The sequence below is a fragment of the Pseudomonas sp. NPDC089569 genome (assembly GCF_050280625.1).
GTDB lineage: Bacteria > Pseudomonadota > Gammaproteobacteria > Pseudomonadales > Pseudomonadaceae > Aquipseudomonas.
This window is the reverse complement of the sequence record NZ_JBNNVQ010000143.1, coordinates 1-11,641: the sequence shown is the minus strand read 5'-3', so window position 1 is coordinate 11,641 and position 11,641 is coordinate 1. Positions and strand designations below refer to the sequence as shown.

Below are 11,641 nucleotides of genomic sequence, written 5' to 3'. Positions count from 1 at the left end.
ATGGCTACCTGGGCGTCAATATCTACACCGACCGCCACTGGCAGCGCTTCTTCCTCGCCGTCGGTCGCCCCGACATGGATGGTGAGGTGGTGTTTAACACCGCAATGACCGGCTATCAGGAAATCCTTACCGATCCTTCCTACGCCCAACAGATCGTTACCCTGACTTACCCGCATATCGGCAACACCGGCACCACGCCGGAAGACGCCGAGTCGAACCGCGTCTGGTCGGCTGGCCTGGTTATCCGTGACCTGCCACTGGTTGCGAGCAACTGGCGTAACACGATGTCCCTGTCCGACTACCTGAAAGCCAACAACGTCGTGGCAATCGCCGGTATCGACACGCGTCGCCTGACACGCATCCTGCGTGAAAAAGGCGCACAGAACGGCTGCATCATGGCCGGTGACAACATTTCCGAAGAAGCAGCCATCGCTGCAGCCCAGGGCTTCCCTGGCCTGAAGGGTATGGATCTGGCGAAAGTGGTCAGCACCAAGGACGCCTACGAGTGGCGCTCGACTGTCTGGGAATTGAAAACCGACAGCCATGCAACCATCGAAGCATCCGAGCTGCCGTATCACGTAGTCGCCTACGACTACGGTGTGAAGGTAAACATCCTGCGCATGCTGGTTGAGCGTGGCTGCCGCGTGACCGTGGTGCCAGCGCAAACGCCGGCCGCTGAAGTGCTGGCGATGAATCCGGACGGCGTCTTCCTGTCCAACGGCCCTGGTGATCCGGAGCCTTGCGACTACGCGATCCAGGCGATCAAGGATGTGCTGGAAACCGAGATCCCGGTATTCGGTATCTGCCTCGGACACCAACTGCTGGCGCTGGCCTCCGGTGCCAAGACCCTGAAAATGGGGCACGGCCACCACGGTGCCAACCACCCGGTGCAGGACCTGGATACCGGCGTTGTGATGATCACCAGCCAGAACCACGGTTTTGCGGTGGACGAAGCGACCCTGCCAGCCAACGTGCGTGCGATCCACAAGTCGCTGTTCGACGGCACCCTGCAAGGGATCGAGCGAACCGACAAGAGTGCCTTCAGCTTCCAGGGTCACCCTGAAGCCAGCCCTGGCCCGAACGACGTAGCGCCACTGTTCGATCGCTTCATCAACGAGATGGCCAAGCGACGCTGATCGCTGGCCCTGATGCAGCAAAGCTTGAGGGCGGCCCCGCTACCGGCGGCCCCCTCAGGCCTTCAAAGATTGAACAAGACGGCTTGCCGACTGACCTGCGGATTTGAGTGACAAACCCATGCCAAAACGTACAGACATTAAAAGCATCCTGATTCTCGGCGCTGGCCCGATCGTGATCGGCCAGGCCTGCGAATTCGACTACTCCGGCGCCCAGGCCTGTAAAGCCCTGCGCGAAGAGGGTTACCGCGTCATCCTGGTGAACTCCAACCCGGCCACCATCATGACCGACCCGGCCATGGCGGACGCCACCTACATCGAGCCGATCAAGTGGCAGACTGTCGCCAAGATCATCGAAAAAGAGCGCCCGGATGCACTGCTGCCAACCATGGGTGGCCAGACGGCGTTGAACTGCGCCCTGGACCTTGAGCGCGAAGGCGTCCTGGAAAAATTCGGCGTCGAGATGATCGGTGCCAATGCCGACACCATCGACAAGGCCGAGGACCGCTCGCGTTTCGACAAGGCCATGAAGGCCATTGGCCTGGAATGCCCGCGCTCCGGCATCGCCCACAGTATGGAAGAAGCCAACGCGGTTCTTGAGCGTCTGGGCTTCCCATGCATCATCCGTCCGTCCTTCACCATGGGCGGCACCGGTGGTGGCATCGCTTACAACCGTGAAGAATTCGAAGAAATCTGCGCCCGTGGTCTGGACCTGTCGCCGACCAAGGAACTGCTGATCGACGAATCGTTGATTGGCTGGAAAGAATACGAAATGGAAGTTGTCCGCGATAAAAAGGACAACTGCATCATCGTCTGCTCCATCGAAAACTTCGACCCGATGGGCGTGCACACCGGTGACTCGATCACCGTGGCGCCGGCCCAGACCCTGACCGACAAGGAATACCAGATCCTGCGTAACGCCTCGTTGGCGGTACTGCGCGAGATCGGCGTGGAAACCGGTGGTTCCAACGTCCAGTTCGGTATCTGCCCGAACACTGGCCGCATGGTCGTGATCGAGATGAACCCGCGTGTATCCCGTTCCTCGGCGCTGGCTTCGAAAGCCACCGGCTTCCCGATCGCCAAGGTCGCAGCCAAGCTGGCTGTGGGCTACACCCTGGACGAGTTGTCGAACGACATCACCGGCGGCAAGACCCCGGCGTCCTTCGAGCCGTCCATCGACTACGTTGTCACCAAGCTGCCTCGCTTTGCCTTCGAGAAATTCGCCAAGGCAGACGCCCGCCTGACCACCCAGATGAAGTCGGTCGGTGAAGTCATGGCCATCGGCCGTACCTTCCAGGAATCCCTGCAGAAAGCCCTGCGCGGTCTGGAAGTGGGTGTTTGCGGTCTGGATGAAAAAGTCGACCTGAGCAACCCGGAAAGCATGAGCGTGCTCAAGCGTGAGCTGACCGTGCCGGGCGCCGAGCGTATCTGGTACGTGGCCGACGCTTTCCGCGCCGGCATGACCGTTGAAGAAATCTTCGGCATGAACATGATTGACCCTTGGTTCCTGGTGCAGATCGAAGATCTGGTCAAGGATGAGGAGAAGGTCAAGACCCTGGCACTGTCGGCCATCGACAAAGACCTGATGTTCCGCCTCAAACGCAAGGGCTTCTCCGATCAGCGTCTGGCCAAGCTGCTGGGCGTGACCGAGAAGAGCCTGCGTGCTCACCGTCACAAGCTGGAAGTCTTCCCTGTCTACAAGCGCGTCGACACCTGCGCTGCCGAGTTCGCCACCGATACTGCCTACCTCTACTCCACGTACGAGGAAGAGTGCGAAGCGGCGCCTTCGGGTCGCGACAAGATCATGATCCTGGGTGGCGGTCCTAACCGTATCGGCCAGGGCATCGAGTTCGACTACTGCTGCGTGCACGCGGCACTGGCCCTGCGCGATGACGGCTACGAGACCATCATGGTCAACTGCAACCCGGAAACCGTCTCCACCGACTACGACACCTCCGATCGCCTGTACTTCGAGCCGGTAACCCTGGAAGACGTGCTGGAAATCGTTCGCGTCGAGAAGCCAAAAGGCGTGATCGTCCAGTACGGCGGCCAGACCCCGCTGAAACTGGCGCGCGCTCTGGAATCTGCCGGCGTGCCGATCATCGGTACCAGCCCTGACGCCATCGACCGCGCCGAAGATCGTGAGCGCTTCCAGCAGATGGTCCAGCGCCTGAACCTGCGTCAGCCGCCGAACGCCACCGTGCGCAGCGAAGACGAAGCCGTGCGTGCCGCCGCGAAGATCGGCTACCCGCTGGTTGTGCGTCCATCCTATGTATTGGGCGGTCGTGCGATGGAAATCGTCTACAAGGAAGAAGAACTCAAGCGTTACCTGCGTGAAGCGGTGCAAGTGTCCAACGACAGCCCGGTGCTGCTGGATCACTTCCTCAACTGCGCCATTGAAATGGACGTGGATGCGGTCAGCGACGGCACGGACGTAGTGATCGGCGCAATCATGCAGCACATCGAGCAGGCCGGCGTTCACTCCGGTGACTCCGCGTGTTCGCTGCCGCCATACTCGCTGCCTGCGCACCTGCAGGATGAAATGCGCGAACAGGTCAAGAAAATGGCTCTGGAATTGGGCGTGGTCGGCCTGATGAACGTACAGTTGGCGCTGCAAGGCGAAGACATCTACGTCATCGAGGTCAACCCGCGTGCTTCCCGTACCGTGCCGTTCGTGTCCAAGTGCATTGGCGTGTCCCTTGCGATGATCGCGGCGCGTGTGATGGCCGGTAAAACCCTGAAAGAGCTGGGTTTCACCAAGGAAATCATTCCGAACTTCTACAGTGTGAAAGAGGCGGTGTTCCCGTTCGCCAAATTCCCTGGCGTTGACCCGATCCTCGGCCCAGAGATGAAGTCGACCGGTGAAGTGATGGGCGTGGGTGACACTTTTGGTGAGGCATTCGCCAAGGCCCAGATGGGTGCCAGCGAAGTGCTGCCGACCGGTGGTACTGCATTCATCAGTGTTCGTGACGACGACAAGCCGTTGGTTGCGGGCGTGGCTCGTGATCTCATCAGCCTGGGCTTCGAGGTGGTTGCCACTGCCGGTACCGCCAAGCTGATCGAAGCTGCCGGCCTGAAAGTGCGCCGTGTGAACAAGGTGACCGAGGGGCGTCCACATGTGGTCGACATGATCAAGAATGACGAGGTCACTCTGATCATCAATACCACCGAAGGTCGCCAGTCGATCGCCGACTCTTACTCCATTCGTCGCAATGCTTTGCAGCACAAGATTTACTGCACTACGACCATTGCTGCTGGCGAAGCAATCTGCGAGGCGCTGAAGTTCGGTCCCGAGAAGACCGTGCGTCGCTTGCAGGATCTACACGCAGGATTGAAGGCATGAGCATAACCAAGTACCCAATGACCGTTCAGGGCGCACGCGCCCTGGAAGAGGAACTGACGCATCTGAGCAAGGTTGAACGGCCTCGCCTGAGTCAGGCCATCGGTGAAGCCCGTGAGTTGGGCGACCTGAAGGAAAACGCCGAGTACCATGCCGCTCGTGAAGAGCAAGGCATGGTCGAGGCGCGGATTCGCGACATCGAAGGCCGGATGCAGAACTCTGTGGTGATCGATGTCACGACCATTCCTCACACCGGCAAGGTGATTTTTGGTACGACCGTCGAAATCGCCAACGTCGAAACGGATGAAAGCGTGACTTACCAGATCGTGGGTGAGGACGAGGCAGACATCAAGCTCGGCAAGATTTCCGTCGGTTCGCCTATTGCCCGTGCCTTGATTGCCAAGGAAGAGGGTGATGTGGTGGCGGTCAAGACGCCGAGTGGCGTCATCGAGTACGAGATTGTCGAAGTTCGCCACATCTGAACGTATGCGCCCGCTAAAGGCGGGCGCCATGCTTTGGCAGCTGACCCAGATGTTATGGGTCGGCGGCTTGTGGTTGTTGCACATTGGTCTGCTGCCGGTGCTGGGGCGAATTGGCCTGGCGCCGCTGCTGATCGATGAAATTACAGGCATGTTGAACGCGCTGATGGTGGGATTTGCCGCAGCGTGTCTGATTTTTCAGGTTTTGGTGCTGGTTCAGGCCGAGGGCCTCGCCAGCCTATGGCGGGATATTCGCGGACAGCTTTTGCTGGTGGCGATGCTTGCGTGCGCGATGTATTTCGCAGTGCGTATCGGCTGGCCGGACACTGCTCGCTGGCAGCTGTTCAGTTATCTTGTTCTGGGGTTTTCCGGGCTTTTGCTGGTATTGCAGCCGGTGCCGGGGTGGGGTGGCAGGGTGCGCCAGGCACACCCTTGACCCTTTCCATCATTTGAAGCGATGGACGTTCGACAACTGTTTGTTGACACTGAAGTTCTTGCGATAAATCAGTGCCATTTTGCCGATCACCTGAACCAGATCCGCCTTGCCGGCCTTGCACAGTTCTGCGATGGACTCCAGGCGAGATTCGCGATCCAGGATATTGAGCTTGATCTTGATCAGCTCATGATCCGCCAAGGCGCGTTCAAGCTCGGCTAGCACACCTTCAGTCAAGCCGTTATCAGCCACAATCAATACTGGTTTGAGATGGTGGCCAATGGTTTTGTACTGTTTCTTCTGCTCTTGAGTGAGCGGCATAATCTGACCCTTTCGTCTGGATTCTGTAAAATGGCGGCCATTTTACCCGAGGGTTCGTGGATCCGCCCAATTAATCACGACCCTTATCATCGAGGTGCCCAATGGCGCGTTCCAAGACAAGCCTTGGTTGGCTGAAACGACATGTTAACGATCCCTATGTGAAGCAGGCGCAGAAGGATGGCTACCGCTCGCGCGCGAGTTACAAGCTTCTGGAGGTCCAGGAGAAATACAAGCTGATCCGTCCGGGCATGAGCGTTGTCGATCTGGGGGCGGCGCCTGGTGGCTGGTCGCAGGTTACGAGCCGGTTGATTGGTGGCCAGGGGCGTCTGATCGCCTCGGATATCCTGGAAATGGACAGCATTCCGGACGTGACTTTCATCCAGGGTGACTTCACCCAGGACGAAGTGCTCGCTCGGATCCTTGAGGCGGTGGGTAATTCGCAGGTGGACCTTGTGATTTCCGATATGGCCCCCAATATGAGTGGTACACCTGCCGTGGACATGCCAAAAGCCATGTTTCTTTGCGAGCTGGCTCTTGATCTGGCGGCCCGGATACTCAAACCGGGTGGTAATTTCCTGATCAAGATCTTTCAGGGTGAAGGGTTCGATGTTTATCTGAAGGACGCTCGTCAGAAATTCGACAAGGTCCAGATGATCAAGCCGGACTCTTCCCGTGACAGCTCCCGCGAGCAATATCTGCTGGCTTGGGGCTATCGCGGCCATGGTGAGTGAAACGAGGTTTTTTTTCGGGGTGATAGGTTTTTCGTATTTCGCCTTGTGTGCATAAGCGAATATTGTGTGGAAAGTGTTTCACAAAGGGTTACAGACGGCGCCTGCCAAGTTGTAGGTAATGTAGTAAGTTAGGTCGGTGAATATCATGCGAAGCGCGCGCCAACAGCGGAGCTTGCTTCAGAGGGTAGTTAATTGAACGATATGGCAAAGAATCTGATCCTGTGGTTGATCATCGCGGCTGTCCTGGTGACGGTGATGAACAACTTCTCCAGCCCTAACGAGCCACAGACCCTCAACTATTCCGACTTCATCCAGCAGGTCAAGGATGGCAAGGTCGAGCGCGTGGCGGTTGATGGCTACGTGATTACCGGCAAGCGCAATGATGGCGATAGCTTCAAGACCATTCGTCCGGCCATCCAGGATAACGGCCTGATCGGCGACCTCGTGGATAACCACGTCGTGGTCGAAGGCAAGCAGCCTGAACAGCAGAGTATCTGGACTCAGCTCCTTGTCGCCAGTTTCCCGATCCTCGTGATCATTGCCGTATTCATGTTCTTCATGCGGCAGATGCAGGGAGGCGCAGGCGGTAAAGGCGGCCCGATGAGCTTTGGCAAGAGCAAGGCGCGCCTGCTCTCCGAGGACCAGGTAAAAACCACCTTGGCTGACGTTGCCGGTTGTGACGAGGCCAAGGAAGAAGTCGGCGAGTTGGTCGAGTTTTTGCGCGATCCGGGCAAGTTCCAGCGCCTGGGCGGTCGTATCCCTCGCGGCGTGCTGATGGTCGGCCCACCGGGTACCGGTAAGACCTTGCTCGCCAAGGCAATTGCCGGTGAAGCCAAAGTACCGTTCTTCACCATTTCCGGTTCCGATTTCGTTGAAATGTTTGTCGGTGTAGGTGCCAGCCGTGTTCGCGATATGTTCGAGCAGGCCAAGAAGCACGCGCCATGCATCATCTTCATCGACGAAATCGACGCCGTCGGTCGCCACCGTGGCGCCGGCATGGGCGGTGGTCACGACGAACGTGAGCAGACTCTCAACCAATTGCTGGTAGAGATGGACGGCTTCGAAATGAATGACGGCATCATCGTGATTGCGGCGACCAACCGTCCTGACGTACTTGACCCGGCGCTGCTGCGTCCAGGCCGCTTTGACCGCCAGGTTGTGGTCGGGCTGCCGGATATTCGTGGTCGCGAGCAGATTCTCAAGGTTCACATGCGCAAGGTGCCCATGGGGGATGATGTCGCTCCGGCTGTCATTGCTCGTGGTACACCTGGCTTTTCCGGTGCCGATCTTGCCAACCTGGTGAACGAGGCGTCGTTGTTCGCCGCTCGCGCCGGCAAGCGAATCGTCGAAATGAAAGAATTCGAACTGGCCAAAGACAAGATCATGATGGGTGCCGAGCGCAAAACCATGGTCATGTCCGAAAAGGAAAAGCAGAACACGGCCTACCACGAAGCAGGTCACGCTATCGTCGGGCGTGTCGTGCCTGAGCATGATCCGGTGTACAAGGTGTCGATCATCCCGCGCGGTCGAGCGCTGGGTGTCACCATGTTCCTGCCGGAAGAGGACCGCTACAGCCTGTCCAAGCGTGCATTGATCAGTCAGATCTGCTCGCTGTACGGTGGTCGTATTGCTGAAGAGATGACCCTGGGCTTCGATGGTGTCACCACCGGTGCATCCAACGACATCATGCGTGCCAGCCAGATCGCACGGAATATGGTGACCAAGTGGGGGCTTTCGGAGAAGCTCGGTCCGCTGATGTACGCCGAAGAAGAGGGTGAAGTGTTCCTGGGGCGTGGCGGTGGTGGCCAGAATGCAAGCTTCTCCGGTGAGACGGCCAAATTGATCGACTCCGAAGTTCGCAGCATCATTGATCAATGCTACGGCACAGCGAAGCAAATTCTCACGGATAACCGTGACAAGCTCGACGCCATGGCAGATGCCCTGATGAAGTACGAGACGATCGATGCCGAGCAGATTGACGACATCATGGCGGGGCGCGTTCCTCGCGAGCCTCGCGACTGGTCGGGTGGTACCGGGACTTCCGGAACGCCTCCAGCTGTACAGGACGAGCGTCCGCAAACACCTATCGGCGGTCCGGCTGCTGACGTTTAAGGTTTGAAATGACTTCTGTTCAGTCCTCGACCCGGTTGCCTTGCGGCGGCCGGGTTCTTGATTTGGCCCAGACGCATGTCATGGGCATTCTCAACATCACTCCCGATTCTTTTTCCGATGGCGGCCGATACAGTCAGCTCGATGCGGCATTGCGGCACGCCGAAGGCATGGTGGCGGCGGGCGCAACACTGATTGATGTCGGTGGAGAGTCGACGCGGCCAGGTGCAAGGGCGGTTTCGCCGCTGGAAGAGCTTGAGCGCGTCGCGCCGATTGTCGAGCGGATTCATCGCGAACTGGATGTGATCATCTCTGTAGACACTTCCACGCCGGCCGTGATGCGCGAAACCGCGCGACTGGGAGCCGGGTTGATCAATGATGTGCGTTCATTGCGCCGCGATGGCGCGCTGGATGCTGCGGCGGCCACGGGGTTACCGGTCTGTCTGATGCATATGCTCGGTGAGCCGGGCGACATGCAGGATAATCCGCAGTACCAGGACGTTACGAAGGAAGTGAGTGAGTTTCTTGTCGAGCGGATGGAGCAATGCGCAGCGGCGGGAATTGCAGCGCAGCGGATCATTCTCGATCCGGGTTTTGGCTTCGCGAAAACACTGCAGCACAATCTAAGCTTGTTCAAGCATATGGATGCCTTGCATGCCCTTGGCCGCCCCTTGCTGGTCGGGGTTTCGCGCAAGAGCATGATAGGGCTGGCGTTGGGTCGCCCGGTAAATGAGCGCCTGTACGGCGGGCTGGCCCTCGCGGCGCTGGCTTCGCACAAAGGGGCTCGTATCTTGCGCGTCCATGATGTTGCCGAAACGGTCGATGTGGTGAGAATGATCGCCGCTGTGGAATCAGCCGAATAAGAATGATGGAGTACTTATGACTAAGAAATATTTTGGCACCGACGGTATTCGTGGTCGGGTCGGCGAGTATCCGATTACTCCTGATTTCATGCTCAAGCTTGGCTGGGCGGCCGGTATGGCTTTCCGCAAAATGGGTGCTTGCAAGGTGCTCGTCGGCAAGGATACGAGGATTTCCGGGTACATGTTCGAGTCGGCGCTGGAGGCCGGACTCACTTCCGCGGGTGCCGATGTCATGCTCCTGGGGCCGATGCCAACTCCGGCAATCGCCTACCTGACGCGAACCTTTCACGCTGAAGCCGGTATCGTGATCAGCGCCTCGCACAACCCTCATGATGATAACGGCATCAAGTTCTTTTCCGGCAAGGGCACCAAGCTTCCGGATGAGCTGGAGCACATGATCGAAGAGTTGCTCGACACCCCGATGACCGTGGTTGAGTCGAGCAAGATCGGCAAGGTGTCACGAATCAATGATGCCTCCGGTCGTTACATCGAGTTCTGCAAGAGCAGCGTACCGACCGGTACCAGCTTTGCCGGGCTGAAGATCGTTATCGACTGCGCTCACGGTGCGACATACAAGGTGGCGCCGAGCGTTTTTCGTGAGCTGGGGGCTGATGTTGTCGTCCTGTCCGCGCAGCCGAATGGCCTGAATATCAACGATAATTGCGGTTCGACGCACATGGGGCAGCTGCAGGCTGCCGTTCTGGTCGAGCACGCTGACCTGGGTATCGCGTTTGACGGTGATGGCGATCGCGTTCTGATGGTCGATCACACCGGCGCCATCGTCGATGGTGACGATCTGTTGTTCATCATCGCCCGGGACCTGCATGAGCGGGGCATGCTGCAGGGCGGCGTGGTCGGCACGCTGATGAGCAACCTGGGGCTGGAGCTTGCCCTGGCAGACCTTGCTATTCCTTTTGTCCGCGCCAATGTTGGCGACCGTTATGTCATCGCCGACCTGCTGGAGCGCAACTGGCTGGTGGGTGGTGAAAACTCGGGTCATATCGTGTGCTTCAACCACACCACAACCGGTGATGCGATCATCGCGGCACTGCAAGTGCTGATGGCATTGAGTGCCCGTTCTGAAAGTCTGGCGCAGGCTCGCCAGGCATTGCGCAAATGCCCTCAGGTATTGATCAACGTTCGCTTCGGTGGCGGTGCAAACCCCATCGATCATCCGTCGGTCAAGGAAGCCAGTGAGCGTGTCACCAAGGCGATGGCGGGGCGCGGGCGTGTGCTGTTGCGCAAATCAGGAACGGAGCCGCTGGTGCGCGTTATGGTCGAAGGCGAAGACGAAACACTGGTTCGTGGTTACGCTGAAGAGCTCGCAAAACTGGTAACTGAAGTTTCTGCCTGATTACAGCTTGCCAGTCATGATTGTGTTGGGTAACATCTGCGCCCACTTTGACCGACGAGGTAAAGCATGCGTCGCCCTATGGTAGCTGGTAACTGGAAGATGCACGGTACCCGCGCCAGCGTCGCTGAGCTGATCAATGGCCTGAGCCAATTGGCCTTGCCGAGCGGTGTTGATGTAGCGGTATTCCCACCTTGCTTGCATATCAATCAAGTGATTGATGGTTTGAAAGGAAAGTCGATTTCGGTTGGCGCGCAGAATTCTGCTGTGGAATCCATGCAAGGTGCATTGACCGGTGAAATTGCGCCGAGTCAGTTAGTGGATGCAGGTTGTTCCCTGGTGCTTGTCGGGCACTCCGAACGCCGCCTGATATTGGGTGAGCAGGACGGTGTGTTGAATCGCAAGTTCGCAGCGGCTCAGGCATGTGGCTTGATTCCGGTGTTGTGTGTAGGGGAAACCCTGGAGCAACGTGAAGCTGGAAAAACTCTTGAGGTTGTCTCGCGTCAGCTGGGCAGTATCATTGAGGAGCTGGGTGTCGGTGCTTTTGCAAGGGCGGTTATCGCTTACGAGCCGGTCTGGGCCATTGGTACCGGGCTGACTGCTTCGCCGCAACAGGCTCAGGATGTGCATGCGGCCATCCGGGCGCAGTTGGCGGCAGAGAGTTCCGAGGTTGCACAGGGTGTGCGGCTTCTATACGGCGGCAGCGTCAAGGCGGCCAATGCGGTCGAACTGTTCGGCATGCCGGATATCGATGGGGGTCTCATTGGCGGGGCTTCCCTGAATGCAGATGAGTTCGGTGCGATTTGTCGCGCCGCGGGAAACTCTCCCACCAAGACAGGAGCAATCAACTGGAATAACGAGTAACTGAGAACCAGGTATCC

The 11,641-nt window shown here is 58.2% G+C and carries 10 protein-coding genes; 9 read left to right on the top strand and 1 reads right to left on the bottom strand.

The genetic code is table 11. The annotated features are described in order from the left end of the window. Positions 1-20 precede the first annotated feature (20 nt). The 4 genes from carA (at position 21) to ACQKP2_RS29930 (ending at position 5,388) form a co-directional block, all read left to right on the top strand. Entirely contained in the window at positions 21-1,136 is a 1,116-nt protein-coding gene (gene carA, locus ACQKP2_RS29945) for a glutamine-hydrolyzing carbamoyl-phosphate synthase small subunit (RefSeq protein WP_427581939.1), read from the top strand. A 118-nt stretch (positions 1,137-1,254) separates the two neighbouring features. Continuing rightward, a complete protein-coding gene (gene carB, locus ACQKP2_RS29940) occupies positions 1,255-4,476 on the top strand; it encodes a carbamoyl-phosphate synthase large subunit (protein WP_427581934.1) in 3,222 nt (1,073 codons plus the stop codon). 2 nt (positions 4,477-4,478) lie between these two features. Next, positions 4,479-4,955: a transcription elongation factor GreA gene (gene greA, locus ACQKP2_RS29935; RefSeq protein ID WP_427581937.1), complete on the top strand. Its 477-nt coding sequence runs from the start codon at positions 4,479-4,481 to the stop codon at positions 4,953-4,955. Between the two features lie 28 nt (positions 4,956-4,983). Beyond that, the gene (locus tag ACQKP2_RS29930; RefSeq protein ID WP_427581932.1) at positions 4,984-5,388 is read left to right on the top strand and encodes an MFS transporter; all 405 of its coding nucleotides are present in this window, start codon (positions 4,984-4,986) and stop codon (positions 5,386-5,388) included. A 9-nt stretch (positions 5,389-5,397) separates the two neighbouring features. On the opposite strand, the gene ACQKP2_RS29925 is transcribed toward ACQKP2_RS29930, so the two are convergent. After that, the gene (locus tag ACQKP2_RS29925) at positions 5,398-5,706 is read right to left on the bottom strand and encodes a YhbY family RNA-binding protein (RefSeq protein WP_427581930.1); all 309 of its coding nucleotides are present in this window, start codon (positions 5,704-5,706) and stop codon (positions 5,398-5,400) included. 101 nt (positions 5,707-5,807) lie between these two features. On the opposite strand from ACQKP2_RS29925, the gene rlmE reads away from it, so the two are divergent. The 5 genes from rlmE (at position 5,808) to tpiA (ending at position 11,624) form a co-directional block, all read left to right on the top strand. After that, the gene (gene rlmE / locus ACQKP2_RS29920) at positions 5,808-6,437 is read left to right on the top strand and encodes a 23S rRNA (uridine(2552)-2'-O)-methyltransferase RlmE (RefSeq protein ID WP_427581928.1); all 630 of its coding nucleotides are present in this window, start codon (positions 5,808-5,810) and stop codon (positions 6,435-6,437) included. Positions 6,438-6,638: 201 nt separating this feature from the next. After that, the gene (gene ftsH, locus ACQKP2_RS29915; RefSeq protein ID WP_427581936.1) at positions 6,639-8,549 is read left to right on the top strand and encodes an ATP-dependent zinc metalloprotease FtsH; all 1,911 of its coding nucleotides are present in this window, start codon (positions 6,639-6,641) and stop codon (positions 8,547-8,549) included. A gap of 8 nt (positions 8,550-8,557) precedes the next feature. Next, the gene (gene folP, locus ACQKP2_RS29910; RefSeq protein WP_427581926.1) at positions 8,558-9,409 is read left to right on the top strand and encodes a dihydropteroate synthase; all 852 of its coding nucleotides are present in this window, start codon (positions 8,558-8,560) and stop codon (positions 9,407-9,409) included. 16 nt (positions 9,410-9,425) lie between these two features. Then, positions 9,426-10,763: a phosphoglucosamine mutase gene (gene glmM, locus ACQKP2_RS29905; protein ID WP_427581924.1), complete on the top strand. Its 1,338-nt coding sequence runs from the start codon at positions 9,426-9,428 to the stop codon at positions 10,761-10,763. Positions 10,764-10,829: 66 nt separating this feature from the next. Next, entirely contained in the window at positions 10,830-11,624 is a 795-nt protein-coding gene (gene tpiA, locus ACQKP2_RS29900) for a triose-phosphate isomerase (RefSeq protein ID WP_427581923.1), read from the top strand. The last annotated feature ends 17 nt before the right edge of the window (positions 11,625-11,641 follow it).

Excerpts from the sequence above, each read along its gene's own strand:
- carB (WP_427581934.1), top strand. The coding sequence starts at position 1,255 with ATGCCAAAACGTACAGACATTAAAAGCATCCTGATTCTCGGCGCTGGC.
- ACQKP2_RS29930 (WP_427581932.1), top strand. The coding sequence starts at position 4,984 with ATGCTTTGGCAGCTGACCCAGATGTTATGGGTCGGCGGCTTGTGGTTG.
- ACQKP2_RS29925 (WP_427581930.1), bottom strand. The coding sequence starts at position 5,706 with ATGCCGCTCACTCAAGAGCAGAAGAAACAGTACAAAACCATTGGCCAC.
- rlmE (WP_427581928.1), top strand. The coding sequence starts at position 5,808 with ATGGCGCGTTCCAAGACAAGCCTTGGTTGGCTGAAACGACATGTTAAC.
- ftsH (WP_427581936.1), top strand. The coding sequence starts at position 6,639 with ATGGCAAAGAATCTGATCCTGTGGTTGATCATCGCGGCTGTCCTGGTG.
- folP (WP_427581926.1), top strand. The coding sequence starts at position 8,558 with ATGACTTCTGTTCAGTCCTCGACCCGGTTGCCTTGCGGCGGCCGGGTT.
- glmM (WP_427581924.1), top strand. The coding sequence starts at position 9,426 with ATGACTAAGAAATATTTTGGCACCGACGGTATTCGTGGTCGGGTCGGC.
- tpiA (WP_427581923.1), top strand. The coding sequence starts at position 10,830 with ATGCGTCGCCCTATGGTAGCTGGTAACTGGAAGATGCACGGTACCCGC.